General features: G+C 59.2%; 17 protein-coding genes and 1 pseudogene. 14 read left to right on the forward strand and 4 right to left on the reverse strand.

Annotation, left to right across the window (positions count from 1 at the left end):
* Nucleotides 1-358: 358 nt before the first annotated feature.
* From ACI77I_RS19965 to ACI77I_RS19980, 4 genes and pseudogenes are all read left to right on the forward strand, one after another.
* Nucleotides 359-753 (forward strand): annotated as a pseudogene (locus ACI77I_RS19965) (TolC family protein); the annotation flags it as partial.
* A 218-nt stretch (nucleotides 754-971) separates the two neighbouring features.
* On the forward strand, nucleotides 972-1,877 hold the full coding sequence (locus ACI77I_RS19970) for a DUF808 domain-containing protein (RefSeq protein WP_094950727.1): 906 nt from the start codon (nucleotides 972-974) through the stop codon (nucleotides 1,875-1,877).
* A gap of 65 nt (nucleotides 1,878-1,942) precedes the next feature.
* Nucleotides 1,943-3,952: an FUSC family protein gene (locus ACI77I_RS19975; protein WP_406998250.1), complete on the forward strand. Its 2,010-nt coding sequence runs from the start codon at nucleotides 1,943-1,945 to the stop codon at nucleotides 3,950-3,952.
* 352 nt (nucleotides 3,953-4,304) lie between these two features.
* A complete protein-coding gene (locus tag ACI77I_RS19980) occupies nucleotides 4,305-4,487 on the forward strand; it encodes a DUF805 domain-containing protein (RefSeq protein ID WP_263275095.1) in 183 nt (60 codons plus the stop codon).
* A gap of 64 nt (nucleotides 4,488-4,551) precedes the next feature.
* On the opposite strand, the gene ACI77I_RS19985 is transcribed toward ACI77I_RS19980, so the two are convergent.
* Nucleotides 4,552-5,340 (reverse strand): VacJ family lipoprotein, encoded by a 789-nt coding sequence (locus tag ACI77I_RS19985; protein ID WP_406998252.1) that lies wholly within the window; start codon nucleotides 5,338-5,340, stop codon nucleotides 4,552-4,554.
* Complete coding sequence (locus tag ACI77I_RS19990; protein ID WP_094950723.1) at nucleotides 5,333-6,631, reverse strand: serine/threonine protein kinase; 1,299 nt, start codon at nucleotides 6,629-6,631, stop codon at nucleotides 5,333-5,335. Before ACI77I_RS19990 ends, ACI77I_RS19985 begins: the two co-directional genes overlap by 8 nt.
* 236 nt (nucleotides 6,632-6,867) lie before the next feature.
* Between ACI77I_RS19990 and ACI77I_RS19995 the strand changes: the two genes are divergently transcribed.
* A complete protein-coding gene (locus ACI77I_RS19995; protein ID WP_094950722.1) occupies nucleotides 6,868-7,236 on the forward strand; it encodes a hypothetical protein in 369 nt (122 codons plus the stop codon).
* Between the two features lie 104 nt (nucleotides 7,237-7,340).
* Here the strand turns inward: ACI77I_RS19995 and ACI77I_RS20000 are convergent, their stop codons facing one another.
* Complete coding sequence (locus ACI77I_RS20000; RefSeq protein WP_406998253.1) at nucleotides 7,341-8,894, reverse strand: glycosyl hydrolase family 17 protein; 1,554 nt, start codon at nucleotides 8,892-8,894, stop codon at nucleotides 7,341-7,343.
* Between the two features lie 332 nt (nucleotides 8,895-9,226).
* Here ACI77I_RS20000 and ACI77I_RS20005 point away from each other — a divergent pair, with 332 nt between their 5' ends.
* The 3 genes from ACI77I_RS20005 (at nucleotide 9,227) to ACI77I_RS20015 (ending at nucleotide 12,262) form a co-directional block, all read left to right on the forward strand.
* Nucleotides 9,227-10,078: a glycine betaine ABC transporter substrate-binding protein gene (locus ACI77I_RS20005; protein ID WP_094950720.1), complete on the forward strand. Its 852-nt coding sequence runs from the start codon at nucleotides 9,227-9,229 to the stop codon at nucleotides 10,076-10,078.
* Nucleotides 10,079-10,295: 217 nt separating this feature from the next.
* A complete protein-coding gene (locus tag ACI77I_RS20010) occupies nucleotides 10,296-10,607 on the forward strand; it encodes a DUF485 domain-containing protein (protein WP_094950719.1) in 312 nt (103 codons plus the stop codon).
* Nucleotides 10,604-12,262, forward strand: a complete 1,659-nt coding sequence (locus ACI77I_RS20015; protein ID WP_242155185.1) for a cation acetate symporter — start codon at nucleotides 10,604-10,606, stop codon at nucleotides 12,260-12,262. Before ACI77I_RS20010 ends, ACI77I_RS20015 begins: the two co-directional genes overlap by 4 nt.
* A 245-nt stretch (nucleotides 12,263-12,507) precedes the next feature.
* Here the strand turns inward: ACI77I_RS20015 and gltA are convergent, their stop codons facing one another.
* Entirely contained in the window at nucleotides 12,508-13,797 is a 1,290-nt protein-coding gene (gene gltA, locus ACI77I_RS20020; RefSeq protein WP_094950717.1) for a citrate synthase, read from the reverse strand.
* 351 nt (nucleotides 13,798-14,148) lie between these two features.
* Here gltA and sdhC point away from each other — a divergent pair, with 351 nt between their 5' ends.
* The 6 genes from sdhC to odhB all read left to right on the forward strand — a co-directional run bounded on the left by sdhC (nucleotide 14,149) and on the right by odhB (nucleotide 21,753).
* Entirely contained in the window at nucleotides 14,149-14,535 is a 387-nt protein-coding gene (gene sdhC, locus ACI77I_RS20025; protein WP_094950716.1) for a succinate dehydrogenase, cytochrome b556 subunit, read from the forward strand.
* Complete coding sequence (gene sdhD, locus ACI77I_RS20030; RefSeq protein WP_003172805.1) at nucleotides 14,529-14,897, forward strand: succinate dehydrogenase, hydrophobic membrane anchor protein; 369 nt, start codon at nucleotides 14,529-14,531, stop codon at nucleotides 14,895-14,897. Before sdhC ends, sdhD begins: the two co-directional genes overlap by 7 nt.
* Before the next feature lie 3 nt (nucleotides 14,898-14,900).
* Nucleotides 14,901-16,673 carry a succinate dehydrogenase flavoprotein subunit gene (gene sdhA / locus ACI77I_RS20035; protein ID WP_094950715.1) on the forward strand — a complete coding sequence of 591 codons (1,773 nt, stop codon included), beginning with the start codon at nucleotides 14,901-14,903 and terminating at the stop codon, nucleotides 16,671-16,673.
* Nucleotides 16,674-16,684: 11 nt separating this feature from the next.
* Entirely contained in the window at nucleotides 16,685-17,389 is a 705-nt protein-coding gene (locus tag ACI77I_RS20040) for a succinate dehydrogenase iron-sulfur subunit (protein WP_003172807.1), read from the forward strand.
* A 261-nt stretch (nucleotides 17,390-17,650) separates the two neighbouring features.
* Nucleotides 17,651-20,482 (forward strand): 2-oxoglutarate dehydrogenase E1 component, encoded by a 2,832-nt coding sequence (locus ACI77I_RS20045; RefSeq protein WP_242155187.1) that lies wholly within the window; start codon nucleotides 17,651-17,653, stop codon nucleotides 20,480-20,482.
* Nucleotides 20,483-20,526: 44 nt separating this feature from the next.
* Nucleotides 20,527-21,753 carry a 2-oxoglutarate dehydrogenase complex dihydrolipoyllysine-residue succinyltransferase gene (odhB, locus tag ACI77I_RS20050; RefSeq protein WP_242155188.1) on the forward strand — a complete coding sequence of 409 codons (1,227 nt, stop codon included), beginning with the start codon at nucleotides 20,527-20,529 and terminating at the stop codon, nucleotides 21,751-21,753.
* Nucleotides 21,754-21,831 lie beyond the last annotated feature (78 nt).

Genomic DNA, 21,831 nt, shown 5'->3' on the forward strand with positions numbered 1-21,831 from the left:
TAGAGTTCGGATCAGCGACGCGGCCAATACGGTCGCCGTTCAGTCCAGTATTGGGCGTTCGAGTGAGAAACCGTGGAGAAAAGCAGGCCACGTACGTTCGCCTGAGTCATAGGCGCGTTGTTGCTGGTCGCGCTGTCGATTGGCCTGGGCATGCACTTCTTTGGCGGCGCCCACAAAGGCAGGCCAGTACCAGCCCGGTGCTAACGTGATCAAAGTGCTCGACCGCGTGCAGCAACGGCTGCCCACGTTACGCGCGAGCCTGCCGGGCACCCAGACCATCCGCGCCTCGTTTACCGATGTGCAGTACGAGCTGGGGCTGGCGATATTGCTGGTGGTGATCGTGATCTCGCTGTCCATCGCGCTGGGTGGGTTGTTTTCGTTGCCGAACCGCATTTGGACGTTGGGCCCGGCGTTGGAGACGACTGTTGATGGCGGTGCGCGGGAGGCGGCGGCCAAGCAGGCTGAGGCGAGTTATGACCAGATCGCGGCGAATTATCGGGGCACGGTGCTGAGTGCGTTGCAGAATGTTGAGGACAATTTGTCGGCGATCAATCATCTGCAAACCCAGGCGGATGCTTTCCAGCAGGTGTACCAGCGCAATCAGCAGCTGTTTGGGAGTCAGGAGGCGCAGTTGCGTGCTCAGCAGTGGGTGTTGCTGCAAGCTGAGCAAAACTTGCGCGACACCCAAGGCAGTTGAGCCAAGGCCGTGTCGCGCTGATTCAGAGCCTGGGCGGCGGCAGGCAGGCACCCTGATTAGCTGAGACATCGTAATCCAACTGTGGGAGCTGGCTTGCCTGCGATGGCGGCCTGTCGGTTGGCCGGGTTACCCACTGATTCAAACCTGCGTGCGGCCAGCGGGGTTAACGGGGCGAATCAGATCAACAGCAATCCTCCGTGCAGTAGAGAGACCTATATTCCCTCCCGGTCGCCGCGTTATATTCGCGGCACTTTAACCGCAGGATGAACGCGTCATGGCAGGAAGCAGTTTGCTGGTACTGATCGACGACATCGCCGCCGTCCTCGACGATGTGGCGTTGATGACCAAGATGGCTGCCAAAAAGACCGCCGGGGTGCTCGGTGATGATTTGGCGCTTAACGCCCAGCAGGTCTCCGGGGTTCGTGCCGAGCGGGAAATTCCGGTGGTGTGGGCGGTGGCCAAGGGCTCGTTTCTCAACAAGTTGATCCTGGTGCCCGCGGCGCTGTTGATCAGTGCGTTTGCACCGTGGGCGGTCACGCCGTTGTTGATGTTGGGCGGCGCTTATCTGTGTTTCGAGGGCTTTGAAAAGCTCGCGCATACGTTTTTGCACAAGCGCACCGAGGAGCAGGCGCATCTGGTCGAGGCGGTGGCGGACCCGGCGACTGATCTGGTGGCGTTTGAGAAGGACAAGATCAAGGGCGCGATCCGTACCGACTTCATTCTCTCGGCGGAAATCATCGCCATCACCCTGGGCACTGTGGCCGATGCGCCGCTGATGCAGCAAGTGGTCGTGTTGTCGGGCATTGCCATTGTGATGACCATCGGCGTTTACGGCCTGGTTGCCGGTATCGTCAAGCTCGATGACCTGGGCCTGTGGCTGACGCAAAAGCCCGGCCAGGCGGCGCGTAGCATCGGTGGGGCGATTCTTCGCGCCGCGCCTTACATGATGAAAAGCCTGTCGGTGATCGGCACGGCGGCGATGTTCATGGTCGGCGGCGGGATTCTCACCCATGGCGTGCCGGTGGTGCACCACTGGATCGAGACGGTAAGCCAGAGTGTCGGCGCGATGGCGTGGTTGATGCCGACGCTGCTCAATGCGGTGGCTGGGATTATCGCCGGGGCAGTGGTGCTGGCGGTGGTTTCGCTGGTGGGCAAGCTGTGGAGTGCGGTGAAACGCTAGATTGGCATTCGCTGCGAATATAGATACGATGCTAATCATTAGCTTGCTATCTAAGTGTTCGCTGAATGAAGCTTCCCGCGTTTCAACTGCCTGACTTCTGGCAAGCCACCCTGGCGCCCTCGCGTACCGATCTGCTGTTTGCCTTGCGCAACATGATCGCTGGCGGGGTCGCGTTGTATCTGGCCTTTTGCTTTGACTTGCAGCAGCCGCAATGGGCGCTGACCACGGTGTTTATCGTCGGCCAGTCCACCAGCGGCATGGTCCTGGCCAAGGGCGCCTATCGGTTGCTGGGCACGTTTGTGGGCGCCGTGGCTTCCATCGCGATGATTGGCATGTTCGGTCAGGCGCCATTGCTGTTCCTGCTGTGCATGGCGTTGTGGTTGGCGTTTTGCACCACGGGGGCGTCGTTGCTGCGCAATCATGCCTCTTATGGCTTTGTGCTGGCGGGCTACACCACGGCCATTATTGCCTTGCCCGCGACCGCCGCGCCGCTGGGCGTGTTCGATGAGGCAGTGGCGCGCTGCCAGGAGATCAGCCTGGGGATCCTCTGCGCCACGATCGCCAGCACGATCTTATGGCCGCGCCGGGTTGAGCAGACCCTCGCGGTTCAAGGTCGTGGCGCCTGGCAGGCGGGAATGCGCGCAGCGGCCTCGGAGCTGCTGGGGGCGGATCAGCGCAAGGGCTTGCTGGAGGCACTGGGCCGCTTGGTCGCGGTGGACGCCCAGCGCGACCATGCCTGGTTTGAAGGCCCCAAGGGGCGGCGCCGCTCCCAGGCGTTGCGGGTGCTCAGTCGGGATCTGCTTGGCCTGCTGCGCGCAGCGCGAGGCGTGGCCCGTCAACGGATGATGCTGCCTGACACGACGCTCATTGCGCCTTGGGTGGATGAGGTGGCCGCGACGTTGCAGCAAGAGCGGCATGAGGCGCTGCCTGAATTGTCCCGTCGCCTCATGCTGGCGCTGGATGACCCAGATTTGAGCCCAGAGGCGCACTTTTGCCTGATGCAATTGGCCCAGGTTCTGCGGTGGGTGAAGCTGGGCGAGCTGACCCTGGCGGCCGTTGAGGCGGGCAGGGTGCCGCCCGGCGCGCCTGGGGCCATGTCCTGGCATCGGGATATCGAGCAGGGCGTGCTGGGTGGGTTACGCAGTGCATTGGCGTTTTTGGCCGTCGCGGCGTTCTGGGTGTTTACCGCCTGGCCGTCGGGGTTGGGTGCGGTGTCGATCAGCGGTGTGGTACTGAGCCTGTTTGCCGCGCGGGAAAACCCTTCGGCCGCCAGCCTGAATTTTCTCAAGGGCATCGCGCTGTCGATCCCGGTAGCCGGCGTTGTGCGTTTTGCTTTGCTGCCTGGGTTTGATGGTTTTCCGTTGCTCTGCCTGGCGTTGGGTGTGCCGCTGTTTTTCGCTTCGCTGTGCATGAGCCGGGTGAAGCTTGCGGCCACCGCTTCGGCGTTCTGCATCTTCTTCGTCAATAACATCGGGCCGAGCAACCTGATGACCTACGACATCGCCGCCTTTCTGAACAAGGCCATCGCAACCCTAGTGGGCGTCGGGATTGCGGTGGTGGTGTTTCGGTTGATCCAGCTCAACCCCGGCGAGCACCACTATCGGCGGATGTTCAAGGCTTCGTTGTTTGACCTGGCGCAGCTGACATCGCGCCCTTTGGAGCAGGCCGAGAGCTGGTTTGGCGGGCGTATGGCCGATCGCTTGATTCGCCTGTCGCGCTACAGCGAAGCCTTGCCCGCCGACCGCCGCCGCCATTGGGACAACGGCTTGTTGGGGCTGGACCTGGGCGATGAATTGCTGGAACTGCGCGCAAGCCTATCGAACAGCCAAGGCTTGCTGGCGATTGAACGCGATGGGTATTTACGGCAGTTGGCGGCGGCGCTCAAGCGAGGTGGGCCGAGCAAGCCAAATGCGTCGTTGCTGGATGCGCCCAGCGCTGCGTTACTGGAAGCGCTCGAACAGCCATTGGCGCTGGCCGAGCAGGATCGCGAGATGGCCCGGGCGGCGGTGCTGCAGTTGCGGTTTACCTGGCAGAAGTGGTGTCAGCGGGGCAGCTATTCGACCACTGGGTTCTAGGCGTGGAACGGCATAGCGAGCAACGAATAGCTGATTCATTCTCTGGTACAGATTTAAAGCTGTTTAAGCTGAACCCTACAGTTCGGATTTACAGGCATTTATAGGACGCGTCGAGCTGCTTCATGTGAAGCGGCACGATAAAAGTGGATCGTTAAGAGGTTAAGGATGAACTGGTGTTTTCAAGCGATAAAAAACTATGCCAAGTTCAGTGGGCGAGCCTGTAGACGCGAGTACTGGGCGTTTGCATTGATGGACATAATGATCGTTTGGGGGGGCTATTTTAGTGGCGTATCTGGCAAATGTTTCTTCGAGTCCGTGGTTTATCGTCCCATTTGGTTTGTACGTGTTATTGATGATTCCCCCCGCAGTGTCGGTGACATTCCGCAGGCTTCATGATGTAAACATTACGGGGGCGTATGCACTGTGGTTTTTGATACCGGTTGTTGGTTTTATAATGGTGTCCATCCAGTTGTTCACTCAAGGCGATAAGGGGGAGAACGATTACGGTGAGCCTCCTGGTAAAAATATTAGCTGAGTAAGTGAGTAAAATCAGCGCAATAAAAAAGGCCATTCAATCGAATGGCCTTTTTTGTGGGCGTTTACTCGGCGATCTGCAACTTGCGCGATTCGGTATAGATGTAGCGCACTTTTTCATACTCAAACGGCGAGTTCATCTGACCGTAGCGGAAGCTGGTCTGGTAGCGCTTGTCGACCGCGCGCAAGGCCCAGATTTCCGGGTGGTTTTCGCTGACTTTGGACACGTTGAGGAAGTTGATCTGGGTTTCGGCGCCGTAGTCGACGATCAGGCCGGCGGTGTCGCGCAGGTTCGAGGGGCCGAAGATCGGCAGCATAACGTAGGCGCCGCCGGGTACGCCGTAGAAGCCCAGGGTCTGGCCGAAGTCTTCGCTCTGGCGCGGCAGGCCCATGGCGGTGGCCGGGTCCCACAGGCCGGCGATGCCGATGGTGGTGTTGAGCAGCAGGCGCCCGGTGGTTTCCAGGGAGCGATGGCCCTTGAGTTGCAGCAGGCTGTTCATCAGGTTGGGCACGTCGCCCAGGTTGTTGAAGAAGTTGCTCACGCCGGTGCGCAGGAAGCTCGGTGTGACATAGCGGTAGCCGTCAACCACTGGCAGGAACACCCATTGGTCGAAGCGGTAGTTGAAGTGGTACACGCGGCGGTTCCACGATTCCAGCGGGTCGTACACGTTGAGCGCGGTCAGCGATGAGCGCTCGAACTCGCGCTGGTCCAGGCCCGGGTTGAACTTGAGCTTGGTCAGCAGCTCCTTGAAGCCGTCAGAGTCGACCTTGACCGGTTCGTGCGCCTTGCTGTTGTCGGCATTGGCGACGCCCGCGCACATCAGGGCGGCGAGCAGCAGAAGATATTTAGCCACGGAAGAACTCCAGCATGGCGTCGGCGTTGACGCGGTAATTGAGGTTGCCGCAGTGGCCGCCCAGCGGGTAGACGGTCAAGCGATCGCCGAAGGTTTTACGCAGGAAGCCGAGGTCGCCCGGGCCGAGGATCACGTCGTCGGCGTTGTGCATGACCGCGATTTTCGGGCTGCTGTGCAGGTAGTCCTTGAGCGCATACAGGCTCACTTGGTCAACCAGTTGCAGCAGGCTGCCGCCGTCGGAGCGCGCGCGCCACATCGGGATCACTTGTTCGGTGAGGTAGCAGTCGAAGTCGCATTGCAGCGCACGCTTGAGGAACGGCGTGAGGCTGGTGCCTTCGGTGATCGGGTATTTAGGCGGGATGATCAGGCCGCGACGGTTGATCAGGTCCGAGGTGAAGGCAATGTCGGCCGCCGAGAAGCGGAATGAGGTGCCGATCAGCATCGCCATCTGTTCGTTGGTCAGGTGCTGCTTGGAGTTCTGGAAGTCGTAGAGCAGGGCGTCATTGAGGTCGATGTAGCCCTTTTGCTGGAAGTAACGGGTCAGTTTGCTCAACACCAGCTCATAGAAGGTGGTGGTGTTGTTGATGCCCTTGACCTCGGTCTGTACCAGCTTGTCGAGGTTGGTGATCGAGGTGTAGAGGTTGACCGGCGGGTTGAGCAGCAGCACTTTCTTGAAGTTGAAGCTGCGACGGGTTTCGTCGAGCTTGCTGACAAACGCCGCATCCAGGGCACCCAGGCTGTAGCCGGTGAGGTAAAAGTCGGTCACCGGCAGCGAGGCGTTTTGCGCGCGCACGGCCTGCATGACGCGGTACATGTCTTCGGCGTCTTCCTGGGTGATACCCGGCGTGGCGAAGCGCGAGGCGGCGCTGATGAAGTCGAAGCTGGTCGGCGACGACAGCTGCACCACGTGGTAGCCGGCCTGGTAATAGAGCTTTTTCAGGTATTCGTTGATGCTGCTGTCAAACCGCGCACCGGTGCCTGCGATCAGGAAGATCAGCGGCGCGGCGCGGTCTTGCTTGGCGATGCGGTAGGTGAGTTTCTTCACCGCCCAGAAGTTGTCCGGCAGGCTGAACTCGCGCTCGGGGCGCATGTTCAGCGTGTAGTCGGACTGGTTGATCTCGTCGTCGCTCGGCAGTTTAGGCCGCAGGTCAGGCGGCGTGGTGGCGATGGTCGCTTCGAACGGGTTGGTCAAAGGGTAGCCATAGCTGGCCTGGTCGATATCGACGGCCAGTGCTGACGCACTCAAAAATAGGCTGCCCAGAAAGGCAGCGCAGCGCAAGGAACGGAGCATGACTTAATCCCTAAGAGGAAAGGTGCTGAATGAAGTTCGCAGGCTATGACCACCGCGTTGCCACCGAAGTGCCAGCGTTCGGCACGAAAAGTCGGAAAAAAACGTCGGAATCGGGGTAATAGTAGCCAGAAGATACACTTTGCCACGCGTTGATGGACACTAATTGTGTGTATGCGCCTTGCTAACGGCCGCAGGCGCATTAAGCTGAGCGCCGTTTTTGCCTATCGGAGTGCTACATGTCCCGCCGTCTGCCGTTGATTTTGCTGCTTATTGCCTTGCCGTTATGGCTGGCCGCCAGTTATGGCGCACGTTACGGTTTTATGGAGGATGGCCAGTGGGTTGGCATCTGCGCCGATGAGGCCAGCCGTTGGGAATGTCAGCTGCGTTCGAACTTGGGGCTGATGATCCACTTCAAGGTGCTGGGCTGGGCGGCGCTGGTTGCGTCGGTGCTGGCGTTCTTTGTGCCGGGCCGTTTGGGATGGGGGTTAGCGGTACTGGGGCTGGTGTTCGGGTTTCCCGCGCTGGCGTTGTACAACACTACGTTTGCGGTGTTTGCGGTGGTGATTGCGGGGCTGCGGTTGGTCAGGAAGCCTCGGGCTGCCTGATAGGGCCTCATCGCGGGCAAGCCCGCTCCCACATTTTGACGGTGTGAACACAATCAAATGTGGGAGTTGGCTTGCCGAGTCGTCGCAACGCTGCGATAGCGGTCTTAAGCCTTGCGCACCCGCAAGCAACGCCACAACGCTACAACCATCAGCACGCTGACCACCGCCCAACCCCACGCCTGCTGGTTCAGCAACCCTTCGCGATACAGTTGCGGCGCGATGCCGGCACCGATGATAAAGGCCAGCAGCGCAATCTCCCGACGCGGCCCAGTCACCGGGCGAATCAGGTAAACCAAGGCCGGCAGCACCAGTGCCGCACTTGGGAAGCTGCGATAACGCGGGTCAAACACCAGCGCCAACATCATCACCGCACCGGCGAATCCGGCGATTGCCAGCAGCCAGCCCGCGCGTCGCTCCAGCCAGTTGAAGGCCTGCTCGCGCCAACCTTCGCGGGCGCTCAGTGTCAGCGCGGCATGGGCCAACACCAGCAGGTTCAACACCACCAGCAAGCCTGCCCACACCCATTCATCGTTGAAGCGCGCGGTCACGCGGGTCAGTTCGGCCCAGGTGCCGATGGAGCAGGCTGCCACGGCGCCGAGCAATGGCAGCATGAGTGCGGCGCGAGTACTGCGAACGCGCCCGCCGAGTGCCAGGGTGCCCAGCAGGATAGTCCCGCCCACGCCCAGCCATAGCGGCCAGTACGGCACATTGGTCACCGGCCCGGCAAGGATGCCCTTGTCCTGGCGATCGGCATCAAACAGCCCCCAATAACCGCCGACGGCGCCTTCACTGGCGCGTTTCCACGGTTGGTCAAAGGCTTCGATCAGGTTGTAGCGCCAGCCATTGGCCTCGGCCATCGCCACAAAGCCGCGCATGAACTTGGCCTCGTTGACCCGGCTAGGCACCGCGGTTTCACGCTGGCGGCCTTCACTGGGCCAGCCGGTCTCGCCGATCAGCACGTCTTTGGGCGCGAACTTGTGGCCGAAGGTCTGGCGTACATCACCTACGTGTTTGAGCGCCTGGTCGATCCCCGATGGGTCATCTTCCCAGTACGGCAGCAGGTGAATGGTCAGGAAGTCTACCGCCGGGGCGATTTGCGGGTGTTGCAGCCAGAACTCCCACACGTCGGCATAGGTGACTGGCTGCTTTATCTGGCTTTTGACTTTATGGATCAGCGTCACCAACTGCTTGGCGGTGACTTCCTTGCGCAGCAGGGCTTCGTTGCCGACGATGACCGAGGTGATCACATCGGGGTTGGCGTTGGCCGCCGCGATCAACTCGTCGACTTCTGTTTCGGTGGCCACCGGGTCACTGCTGACCCAGGCGCCGGCCATCACCTTCAGCCCGTGCTTGCGCGCCATGCCCGGCAGGGCTTCCAAGCCGGTCATGGAGTAGGTGCGGATGCACTCGAAGCGGGTGGCCAGCAGCGCCAGGTCGGCGTCCATGCGCTCGGGGCGCAGCGTGAACGGCTGATCGAACGGCGATTGGTCTTTGTCGAACGGCGTGTAGGAGGCACATTGCATTTTGTGGCTGGCGCTGGCCACGTCCGGCAACACCACTGGCCGGCCGAGGCCGTACCAATAGCCGACAAGGGCGAGCACGCCGAGGATTAAGGCGAAGAAATAGGGCAGGGCAGGGAAGCGGGCAGTCGCGGGCATGGTCGGCTTATCTGGAGGAGCAAAGGCGCGCATCTTACCCGGAATTAGCCCGTCCCAGTGGGGCTGCATAATTTAGACATGCAAAGTTCGGGCGGGATTTTGTTGCGATGTCCTACAAATCGTCCTGCTGGCGATGTGATGTCGTTTCCTGCTTACCTGAGGTCGCAGTCAGAGCAGGTCCAAGGCCCCGTCAGGTTGATGATCGAAGCGTCAGCACTCCACTGATGTCGCCGCCGTCGGATCGATGCGCGTGAAGGGGGCGCGGTGCACCACATAACAACAGGTTGACGTCGCTCGGCATCCGCCGGGCGCAGCACTTTCGGGGAAGTACTATGAAGATGCGACGACTCTTGGGCGCAGCTGCCACTCTGGTAGTTGCGATGGGCTCCACACTGGCCAGCGCCGACAGCAAAACCCTGAGCATCGGCTATGTAGACGGCTGGTCCGACAGCGTTGCCACCACTCACGTGGCGGCAGAAGTGATCAAGGAAAAGCTCGGCTATGACGTGAAACTGCAAGCCGTCGCCACCGGGATCATGTGGCAGGGCGTGGCCACCGGCAAGCTCGACGCCATGCTCTCTGCCTGGCTGCCCGTGACCCACGGTGAGTACTGGGCCAAGAACAAGGACAAGGTGGTCGACTACGGCCCCAACTTCAAGGATGCAAAAATTGGCCTGATCGTGCCGGAGTACGTCAAGGCCAAGTCCATCGAAGACCTCAAGACCGACACCACCTTTAAGAACAAGATCGTCGGCATTGACGCAGGCTCAGGCGTGATGCTCAAGACCGACGAAGCCATCAAGGCCTATGGCCTGGACTACAAGCTGCAAGCCAGCTCGGGCGCCGCGATGATCGCCGAGCTGACCCGTGCCGAAGACAAGCAGGATTCCATTGCGGTGACCGGTTGGGTGCCGCATTGGATGTTCGCCAAGTGGAAACTGCGTTTCCTGGACGATCCAAAAGGGATTTATGGTGCTGCTGAAACCGTCAACAGCATCGGCAGCAAGGGCCTGGAGAAGAAAGCGCCGGAAGTTGCCGCTTTCCTGAAGAAATTCCAGTGGGCCTCCAAGGATGAAATCGGCGAAGTCATGCTCGCGATTCAAGAGGGCGCCAAGCCTGAAGCAGCGGCCAAGGACTGGGTTGCCAAGCACCCTGAGCGTGTGGCTGAGTGGATCGGTAAATAACACCCGAAGCGTCTAAATAGCACCTTGCAAGCCCGCCTGGCGTTCTCGTCCGGCGGGTTTTGTCGTTTCTGGGGTAAAGGCTGTCACTTTAATCAGTTCAAAGTTGGCGCGAACCCTAATGTCGTTCTAATACTAAGGTCGTCTGGAACCTGTTCTGCAGCCGCATACAGTGGATACGTTCCAATAATAAAAAAGCTGTGCTGCGAGGATAAAAACAATGAACGACAGCATTTACCTCTCGATTCAAAACAGCCCGCGTTTCAAGGAGCTGGTGAGAAAAAGGGAAAGGTTCGCCTGGATTCTCTCGGCGATCATGCTAGGGCTGTACTCCGGATTCATCCTGTTGATCGCCTACGGGCCACACATTCTGGGGGCCAAACTCAGCCCCGGCTCATCCATCACCTGGGGCATCCCCATCGGGGTCGGGCTGATTATCTCGGCCTTTGTCCTCACCGCTATCTATGTGCGACGCGCCAACGGCGAATTCGACGACCTGAACAATGCGATTCTCAAGGAGGCTGCGCAATGATCCGTCGTCTATTGGCTGTATCCGGCGTTTCGCTGTTTGCTCCAGCTGTTTGGGCGGCGGATGCATTGACCGGTGAAGTGCACAAACAACCGCTGAATATTGCAGCGATCCTGATGTTCGTGGCGTTTGTCGGTGCGACGTTGTGCATCACCTACTGGGCGTCCAAGCGCAACAAGTCGGCGGCCGACTACTATGCAGCCGGCGGCAAGATCACCGGTTTCCAGAACGGCCTGGCGATTGCGGGCGACTATATGTCGGCGGCGTCCTTTCTAGGCATTTCCGCGCTGGTGTTCACCTCCGGTTACGATGGCCTGATCTACTCGATCGGCTTCCTGGTGGGCTGGCCGATCATTCTGTTCCTGATCGCCGAGCGCCTGCGTAACCTGGGCAAGTACACCTTTGCTGACGTAGCGTCCTATCGCTTGGGGCAAACCCAGATCCGCAGCCTGTCGGCCTGTGGCTCGCTGGTGGTGGTGGCGTTCTACTTGATCGCGCAGATGGTCGGCGCGGGCAAGCTGATCCAGCTGCTGTTCGGCCTCGATTACCATGTGGCGGTGATCCTGGTGGGCATCCTGATGTGCATGTATGTGTTGTTCGGCGGCATGCTGGCAACCACCTGGGTGCAGATCATCAAGGCGGTGCTGTTGCTGTCCGGTGCCTCGTTCATGGCGCTGATGGTGATGAAGCACGTCAACTTCGACTTCAACATGCTGTTCTCTGAGGCGATCAAGGTTCACCCTAAAGGTGAAGCGATCATGAGCCCGGGCGGCCTGGTGAAAGATCCGATCTCGGCATTCTCCTTAGGCCTGGCGCTGATGTTCGGTACCGCGGGCCTGCCACACATCCTGATGCGCTTCTTCACCGTCAGCGACGCCAAGGAAGCGCGTAAGAGCGTGCTGTATGCCACTGGCTTCATCGGCTACTTCTACATCCTGACCTTTATCATCGGCTTCGGCGCGATCCTGCTGGTCAGCACCAACCCGGCGTTCAAGGATGCTGCAGGCGCCTTGCTCGGCGGTAACAACATGGCGGCGGTGCACCTGGCCAATGCGGTGGGTGGCAGTATCTTCCTGGGCTTCATCTCGGCCGTGGCGTTTGCCACCATCCTCGCGGTGGTTGCCGGTTTGACCCTGGCCGGTGCTTCGGCGGTGTCCCACGACCTGTATGCCAGCGTGATCAAGAAAGGCAAGGCCAACGAGAAGGATGAGATTCGCGTGTCGAAGATCACCACCATCGCCCTGGCGGTGCTGGCAATCGGCCTGGGTATCCTGTTCGAAAGCCAGAACATTGCGTTTATGGTCGGCCTGGCGTTCTCCATTGCCGCCAGCTGTAACTTCCCGGTGCTGCTGCTTTCGATGTACTGGAAAAACCTCACCACCCGTGGCGCCATGATTGGCGGCTGGCTGGGCTTGATCAGTGCCGTCGGCCTGATGATCCTCGGCCCGACCATCTGGGTGTCGATCCTGCACCACGAAAAAGCCATCTTCCCGTACGAATACCCAGCGCTGTTCTCGATGATCATTGCGTTCGTCGGTATCTGGTTCTTCTCCATCACCGACAAGTCGGCGGCGGCAGAGAAAGAACGTGCGCTGTATTTCCCGCAGTTTGTGCGTTCGCAGACTGGCCTGGGGGCGAGTGGGGCGGTTAACCACTAAGGGTTGTCGCTGGATAAAGAAATGCCCCGGTCGAAAGGCCGGGGCATTTTTTTGCCTGTGGTTATGGGGTTGCTGGGCCATTGCTATCGCAGGCAAGCCAGCTCCCACATTCGGCCGAGTACACCCCTTGGAATGCAGTCAAAAGTGGGAGCTGGCTTGCCTGCGAGGGCGACTGCACAGGCGACACAAACAAAAACGGCCTCCACTAGGGAGGCCGTTTTCAGTGCAACTAAGCGGTTGATGGCTTACTTGCGATCTTCCAGCTTGGTGATGTCACGCGACTCGTAGCCGGTGTACAGCTGGCGCGGGCGGCCAATCTTGTACGGGCTGGAGAGCATTTCTTTCCAGTGGGAGATCCAGCCCACGGTCCGCGCCAGGGCGAAGATCACGGTGAACATGCTGGTTGGAATGCCGATCGCCTTGAGGATGATCCCCGAGTAGAAGTCGACGTTCGGGTACAGCGAGCGTTCGATGAAGTACGGGTCGGTCAGGGCGATCTCTTCCAGGCGCATGGCCAGTTCGAGTTGCGGATCGTTGTTGATGCCCAGTTCTTTCAGTACTTCGTCGCAGGTCTGCTTCATGACGGTAGCGCGTGGGTCGCGGTTTTTGTAAACCCGGTGACCGAAGCCCATCAACTTAAACGGATCGTTCTTGTCCTTGGCCTTGGCGATGAACGTGTCGATGTTCGAGACATCGCCGATTTCATCGAGCATGGTCAATACGGCTTCGTTCGCACCGCCGTGGGCAGGGCCCCACAGTGCGGCGATACCGGCGGCGATACAGGCGAACGGGTTGGCGCCCGAAGAGCCTGCCAGACGTACGGTAGAGGTGGAGGCGTTTTGCTCGTGGTCGGCGTGGAGGATGAAGATCCGGTCCATTGCCTTGGCCAGCACCGGGCTGATCGGTTTGATCTCGCACGGGGTGTTGAACATCATGTGCAGGAAGTTTTCCGCGTACGTCAGGTCGTTGCGCGGGTACATCATGGGTTGGCCCATGGAGTACTTGTAAACCATTGCGGCCAGGGTCGGCATCTTGGCAACCAGGCGGATCGCGGAAATTTCGCGATGCTGCGGGTTATTGATGTCCAGGGAGTCGTGATAGAAGGCCGACAGGGCGCCGACCACGCCGCACATGACGGCCATCGGGTGGGCGTCGCGACGGAAGCCGTTGAAGAAGGTCTTCAACTGCTCGTGAACCATGGTGTGGTTCTTTACAGTGCTGACGAACTGGGCTTTTTGCGCAGGCGTTGGCAATTCGCCATTTAGCAGCAGGTAGCAGGTTTCCAGGTAGTCCGACTTCTCAGCCAGTTGCTCGATCGGGTAGCCCCGGTGCAGCAGAATGCCATTGTCGCCGTCGATATAGGTGATCTTCGACTCGCAAGAGGCGGTCGACATGAAGCCTGGGTCGAAAGTGAAACGGCCCGTGGCCGTCAGGCCCCGTACGTCGATAACATCGGGACCAACGGTGCCGGTTAAAATGGGCAGCTCGACGGGGGCTGCGCCCTCGATGATCAACTGCGCTTTTTTGTCAGCCATGTGGCCTCCTATTTATGCTTCAAATCATCAGACAGACCCCCCACGCAGGGCCCGCACCACTATAGTGAGATAAATTCAGATGTCAATTTGCCTAAAGTCTTGCTCCAGAAGGCTTTAACCGTACTTTTTCGTCGAAATTGACTGCCATTTACGCCTTTTATACCGCCAGCGCAATCAGCTATTAGGGTGAGGTGTGCGCGTTGTCATTAGTAGCCTAACTGTCTATACTCGGCCACCGACCGCCAAGGGCTTTTGGGCTTGCTTTCATTGGGGGTCGCACTCCCTGGGTGGTGCTTACCTGACCAGTGCACTCCCCGACAACTTTGCCCTGATTGTTAGGGGCTCTTAAGTGTGAAAAAAGCCGTGAATAGCCAACGACCTGTAAACCTAGACCTAAGGACCATCAAACTCCCCATCACCGGCGTTACGTCGTTCCTGCACCGTGTTTCCGGCATCATCCTGTTCCTGGGCTTGGGCATCATGCTTTATGCATTGAGCAAATCCCTGGGTTCCGAGGAAGGTTACGCCGAGGTGAAGGCATGCTTGACCAGCCCGCTGGCCAAGTTCGTAGCATGGGGCCTCCTGTCCGCTCTGCTTTATCATCTGGTAGCCGGCGTGCGCCACTTGATCATGGATATGGGCATCGGTGAGACGCTGGAAGGCGGCCGCCTGGGCTCGAAAATCATCATCGCCATTTCCGTGGTGCTGATCGTTCTGGCAGGAGTTTGGATATGGTAACCAGCGTTACGAACCTTTCGCGTTCGGGCCTCTATGACTGGATGGCGCAGCGTGTGTCTGCGGTTGTTCTCGCGGCTTATTTCATTTTCCTGATCGGATACCTCGTCGCAAACCCGGGCATTGGCTATGAACAATGGCACGGCCTGTTTTCCCACAATGCGATGCGAATCTTCAGTCTGCTGGCACTTGTAGCCCTGGGCGCACACGCCTGGGTCGGCATGTGGACCATCGCGACCGACTACCTGACGCCGATGGCGCTGGGCAAGTCCGCGACTGCAGTCCGTTTCCTCTTCCAGGCAGTATGCGGCGTCGCGATGTTCGCTTACTTCGTCTGGGGTGTGCAGATTCTTTGGGGTATCTGAGTCATGGCTAACATTCCAACTATTTCCTTCGACGCCATCATTATTGGTGGCGGCGGTGCTGGCATGCGCGCTGCGCTGCAGCTGGCCCAGGGCGGTCACAAGACTGCCGTGATCACCAAGGTGTTCCCAACGCGTTCCCACACCGTATCGGCCCAGGGTGGCATCACCTGCGCCATCGCGTCCGCTGACCCGAACGATGACTGGCGCTGGCACATGTACGATACCGTCAAAGGTTCCGACTACATCGGTGACCAGGACGCTATCGAATACATGTGTCAAGAAGGCCCGGCCGCTGTGTTCGAGCTGGACCACATGGGTCTGCCGTTCTCGCGTACCGAGCAAGGTCGTATCTACCAGCGTCCATTCGGCGGCCAGTCGAAGGATTACGGTAAGGGCGGCCAGGCTGCGCGTACTTGCGCTGCGTCCGACCGTACCGGTCACGCGCTGCTGCACACGCTTTATCAGGGCAACCTGAAAGCCGGCACCACGTTCCTGAACGAGTACTACGCGGTTGACCTGGTCAAGAACGCACAAGGCGAGTTCGTCGGTGTGATCGCGATCTGCATCGAAACCGGTGAAACCACCTACATCCGCGCCAAGGCTACTGTTCTGGCGACCGGCGGTGCAGGTCGTATCTACGCATCGACCACCAATGCCCTGATCAACACCGGTGACGGCGTCGGCATGGCCCTGCGTGCAGGCGTTCCGGTACAAGACATCGAAATGTGGCAGTTCCACCCGACCGGTATCGCCGGTGCCGGTGTACTGGTTACAGAAGGTTGCCGTGGTGAAGGTGGTTACCTGATCAACAAGCACGGCGAGCGTTTCATGGAGCGTTATGCTCCGAACGCGAAAGACCTTGCCGGTCGTGACGTTGTGGCCCGTTCGATGGTTAAAGAAATCATCGCCGGCAACGGCTGTGGCCCGAACGGCGACCACGTACTGCTGAAGCTCGATCACCTGGGCGAAGAAGTCCTGCACAGCCGCCTGCCAGGTATCTGTGAGCTGTCCAAGACCTTTGCACACGTTGACCCGGTGGTTGCTCCGGTTCCGGTTGTTCCAACTTGCCACTATATGATGGGCGGCGTGCCGACCAACATTCATGGCCAGGCGATCACCCAGAACGCCGAAGGCGTGGACGAGATCATTCATGGTCTGTTCGCGGTAGGCGAAGTGGCCTGCGTATCGGTTCACGGCGCCAACCGCCTGGGCGGTAACTCGCTGCTCGACCTGGTGGTATTCGGCCGCGCGGCCGGCCTGCACCTCGAGAAGGCACTGACCGACGGCATCGAATACGATGACGCTACCGACGCCAATATCGAAGCTGCCCTGGCGCGTCTGAACGCTCTGAACGAGCGCACTGATGGCGAAGACGTAGCAACCCTGCGTCGCGAGCTGCAAAACTGCATGCAGAACTACTTCGGTGTATTCCGTACCGGCGAATACATGCAGAAGGGTATTGCCCAGTTGGCTGACCTGCGTACGCGCATCGCCAACGTCAAGATCAACGATAAGAGCCAGGCGTTCAACACCGCTCGTATCGAAGCCCTTGAGCTGCAAAACCTGTTGGAAGTGGCTGAAGCGACTGCGATCGCCGCCGAGGTTCGTAAAGAATCCCGTGGTGCTCACGCTCGTGAAGACTTTGAAGATCGCGACGACGAAAACTGGTTGTGCCACACCCTGTACTTCCCGGGTGACAAGCGCGTAACCAAGCGTGCCGTGAACTTCTCGCCGAAGACAGTTCCGACCTTTGAACCGAAGATTCGGACTTACTAAGGGTGGCTGCCATGTTGAAAGTCAGTGTTTACCGCTACAACCCTGATCAGGACGCTGCGCCGTTCATGCAGGAATTTCAGGTCGATACCGGTGGTAAAGACCTGATGGTGCTGGATGTATTGGCACTGATCAAAGAGCAGGACGAAGGTTTTTCTTATCGTCGCTCTTGCCGTGAAGGTGTGTGCGGTTCCGACGGCATGAACATCAACGGCAAAAACGGCCTGGCGTGCATCACGCCGCTGTCCGCCGTGGTTAAAGGCAACAAGCTGATCGTTCGTCCTCTGCCAGGTTTGCCGGTTATCCGTGACCTGGTCGTCGATATGAGCATCTTCTACAAGCAATACGAGAAAGTTAAGCCGTTCCTGCAGAACGACACGCCGGCTCCGGCCATCGAGCGTCTGCAGTCCCCTGAAGAGCGTGAAAAGCTCGACGGTCTGTACGAGTGCATCCTGTGCGCTTGCTGCTCGACTTCGTGCCCGTCCTTCTGGTGGAACCCGGACAAGTTCCTGGGTCCAGCTGCCCTGCTGCAAGCGTACCGCTTCCTGGCAGACAGCCGTGACACCAAGACGTCCGAGCGCCTGGCTTCACTGGATGACCCGTTCAGCGTATTCCGCTGCCGTGGGATCATGAACTGCGTCAACGTATGTCCCAAAGGCCTGAACCCGACTAAGGCCATTGGTCACATCCGTAACATGCTGCTGCAAAGCGGCGTGTAAGCGACGTTGTAGCAAAGCAGGACCGTTGTGCCCGTAAATGCTACGGCGCAGGCTTCAACCGGCGCCGTAGTTTTAACTTGAGCAGCGACTTACAAAGCCGCGGCTCTTATTTTGAAGAAATGAGACAAGCAGGGGCATTCGGGTTGGTACCCGAACTATCAGCGTGATCCTAAGTGGCTTGTTTTGGTCGCTGCACTTGGCCTTTTGCAAGCAAACTCGGTGTTTTCGCCGGTGGTGTCCCCAAATCGAGGGTGACCAAGCATGCAAGAAAGCGTGATGCAGCGCATGTGGAACAGCGGCTATCTTTCAGGTGGTAACGCTGCCTATGTGGAAGAGCTTTATGAGCTCTACCTGCACGACCCTAACGCTGTGCCAGAAGAATGGCGCACCAAATTTCAGACGTTGTCTTCAGACGGCAACGCTGCCACCGATGTATCGCACGCAACAATTCGCGATCAGTTTGTGCTGCTGGCAAAGAACCAGCGCCGCGCTCAGCCGGTTTCCGCCGGGAGCGTGAGCAGTGAGCACGAGAAGAAGCAAGTTGAAGTATTGCGACTGATCCAGGCCTACCGTATGCGTGGCCACCAGGCGGCCCAGCTTGACCCGCTGGGGCTCTGGCAGCGTCCTGCACCTGCAGACCTGTCGATCAATCATTACGGCTTGACCAATGCCGATCTTGATACGACCTTCCGTGCCGGCGACCTGTTCATCGGCAAAGAGGAAGCGAGCCTACGCGAAATTCACGAAGCGTTGCAGCAGACATATTGCCGCACCATCGGCGCTGAATTCACGCACATCACCGATTCCGAGCAGCGCCACTGGTTCCAGCATCGTCTGGAAGGTGTGCGTGGCCGTCCGGTATTGTCCGACGATGTGCGCAGCCACCTGCTGGAGCGCGTGACCGCAGCCGAAGGCCTCGAGAAATACCTGGGTACCAAATACCCGGGCACCAAGCGTTTCGGCCTGGAAGGCGGCGAAAGCCTGATTCCAATGCTCGACGAGCTGATCCAGCGTTCCGGTTCCTACGGCACCAAGGAAATCGTGATCGGCATGGCTCACCGTGGTCGCCTGAACGTGTTGGTCAACACCTTCGGCAAGAACCCGCGCGAGCTGTTCGACGAGTTCGAAGGCAAGAAGAAAGTCGAGCTGGGTTCCGGTGACGTTAAATACCACCAGGGCTTCTCGTCCAACGTGATGACCACCGGCGGTGAAGTTCACCTGGCCATGGCCTTTAACCCATCCCACCTGGAAATCGTTTCTCCAGTGGTCGAGGGTTCGGTGCGTGCTCGCCAGGATCGCCGTAACGATTCCACCGGTGAAAAAGTCCTGCCGATTTCCATCCACGGTGACGCGGCATTCGCCGGTCAGGGTGTGGTCCTGGAAACGTTCCAGATGTCGCAGACTCGCGGCTTCAAGACCGGCGGTACGGTTCACATCGTCATCAACAACCAGGTGGGTTTCACCATCAGCAACCCGCTGGACGCACGCTCTACCGAGTACGCGACCGACGTTGCCAAGATGATCCAGGCGCCGATCCTCCATGTGAATGGTGATGATCCGGAAGCCGTGTTGTTCGTGACCCAGCTCGCCATCGACTACCGCATGCAGTTCAAGCGTGACGTGGTCATCGACCTGGTTTGCTACCGCCGTCGCGGTCACAACGAAGCGGATGAGCCGAGCGGCACCCAGCCGTTGATGTACCAGCAGATCACCAAGCAGCGCACCACTCGTGAGCTGTACGCCGAAAGCCTGACCAAGGCCGGCGTGGTTGACGATGCGCGTGTTCAGGCGAAAGTCGATGAGTACCGCAACGCGCTGGACAACGGTCTGCATGTTGTAAAAAGCCTGGTTAAAGAGCCGAACAAAGAGCTGTTCGTGGACTGGCGCCCGTACCTGGGCCACGCCTGGACGGCGCGTCACGACACCTCGTTCGACCTCAAGACCCTGCAGGAACTGTCCGCCAAGCTGCTGGAAATTCCAGAAGGCTTCGTGGTGCAGCGCCAGGTTTCGAAGATCTACGAAGACCGTCAGAAGATGCAAGCCGGCGGCCTGCCGATCAACTGGGGTTACGCCGAAACCATGGCGTACGCGACCCTGGCGTTCGAAGGTCACCCGATCCGCATGACCGGCCAGGACATCGGCCGTGGTACGTTCTCGCACCGTCACGCGGTATTGCACAACCAGAAAGACGCGGGCACCTACATCCCGTTGCAGAACCTGTATGAAGGCCAGCCACGTTTCGATCTGTACGATTCGTTCCTGTCCGAAGAAGCCGTATTGGCGTTCGAATACGGTTACTCGACCACCACGCCTCAGGCGCTGGTGATCTGGGAAGCCCAGTTCGGCGACTTCGCCAACGGTGCCCAGGTGGTTATCGACCAGTTCATCACCAGCGGCGAGCATAAGTGGGGCCGTTTGTGCGGTCTGACCATGCTGCTGCCACACGGTTATGAAGGTCAGGGTCCGGAGCACTCCTCGGCCCGTCTGGAGCGTTACCTGCAGTTGTGCGCTGAGCACAACATCCAGGTGTGCGTGCCGACTACCCCGGCCCAGATCTACCACCTGTTGCGTCGTCAGGTGATCCGCCCGCTGCGCAAGCCGCTGGTAGTGCTGACTCCGAAATCGTTGTTGCGTCACAAATTGGCCATCTCGACCCTGGAAGATCTGGCCGACGGTTCGTTCCAGACCGTTATTTCAGAAATCGACACCCTGGACGCGGCCAAGGTCACTCGCCTGATCCTGTGCAGCGGCAAGGTTTACTACGATTTGCTGGAAAAACGCCGTGCCGAAGGCCGCGAAGACATCGCCATCGTGCGGATCGAGCAGCTTTACCCGTTCCCGGAAGACGACCTGATGGAGGCCATCGCGCCTTACACCAACCTCACCAACGCGGTGTGGTGCCAGGAAGAACCGATGAACCAGGGCGCGTGGTACAGCAGCCAGCATCATTTGCGTCGCAGCGTCGGTAACCACAAGACAGGCCTTGGCCTTGAGTACGCCGGTCGTGATGCTTCTGCTGCACCTGCGTGTGGTTATGCGTCGATGCACGCCGAGCAGCAGGAAAAACTGCTGCAAGATGCTTTCACTGTTTAACGCCTTCGCGCTGACTGAAACCGAATTTTAAGGACCCACAGATAATGGCTATCGAAATCAAAGCCCCGTCATTCCCGGAATCGGTTGCCGATGGCACCGTTGCCACCTGGCACAAGAAACCAGGCGAGGCCGTCAAGCGTGACGACCTGATCGTCGACATCGAAACCGACAAAGTCGTGCTCGAAGTGTTGGCTGAAGCTGACGGCGTACTGGGCGCAATCGTTGCCGAAGAAGGCGCTACCGTTCTGTCGAACCAGGTTCTGGGCTCGATCGAAGAGGGCAGCGCTGCCGCTGCTCCTGCTGCCGCCGCTGCTGCACCGGCCGCGGCTTCTGCTCCAGCTGCCGCTCCGGCTGCTGGTGGCGAAGACCCAATCGCCGCACCGGCTGCTCGTCAACTGGCTGAAGAAAACGGCATCAACCTGGCGTCCATCAAGGGCACCGGCAAAGACGGCCGTGTGACCAAGGAAGACGTGGTTGCCGCGGTTGAAGCCAAGAAAAACGCTCCAGCTGCCGCACCTGCCAAGGCTGCTGCCCCGGCTGCCGCTGCGCCTGTGTTCGCCGCTGGCGACCGCACCGAGAAGCGCGTACCGATGACTCGGGTACGTGCCACCGTGGCCAAGCGCCTGGTTGAAGCACAGTCGAACATGGCGATGCTGACCACCTTCAACGAAGTCGACATGACCGAAGTCATGGCCCTGCGTTCGAAGTACAAAGACCTGTTCGAGAAGTCCCACAACGGCGTGCGCCTGGGCTTCATGTCGTTCTTCGTGAAAGCGGCCACCGAAGCGCTGAAGCGCTTCCCGGCAGTCAACGCTTCCATCGACGGCAGCGACATCGTTTACCACGGCTATGCAGACGTCGGCGTTGCCGTGTCCAGCGACCGTGGCCTGGTGGTTCCGGTTCTGCGTAACGCCGAGCTGATGAGCCTGGCTGAAATCGAAGGCGGCATCGCTGGCTTCGGTAAAAAAGCCCGTGACGGCAAGCTGACCATCGACGAGATGACCGGCGGTACCTTCACCATCACCAACGGTGGTACCTTCGGTTCGATGATGTCGACCCCGATCGTCAACCCGCCGCAAGCTGCGATCCTGGGCATGCACAACATCATCCAGCGTCCAATGGCCATCAACGGCCAAGTCGTGATCCGCCCAATGATGTACTTGGCACTGTCTTACGATCACCGCCTGATCGATGGTAAAGAAGCCGTGACTTTCCTGGTGACCATCAAGAACCTGCTGGAAGACCCGGCTCGTCTGCTGCTGGATATCTGATAGAAGCAGCTGCAGGCCTCAAGTGACAGGCTGCCGGATAAGGCAGCTGGGCTTGGGGCTTGCGGCTTGAAAGCTTGC

Origin of the sequence: Pseudomonas sp. D47 (genome assembly GCF_045447305.1) — a bacterium.
Taxonomy (GTDB): Bacteria; Pseudomonadota; Gammaproteobacteria; order Pseudomonadales; family Pseudomonadaceae; genus Aquipseudomonas.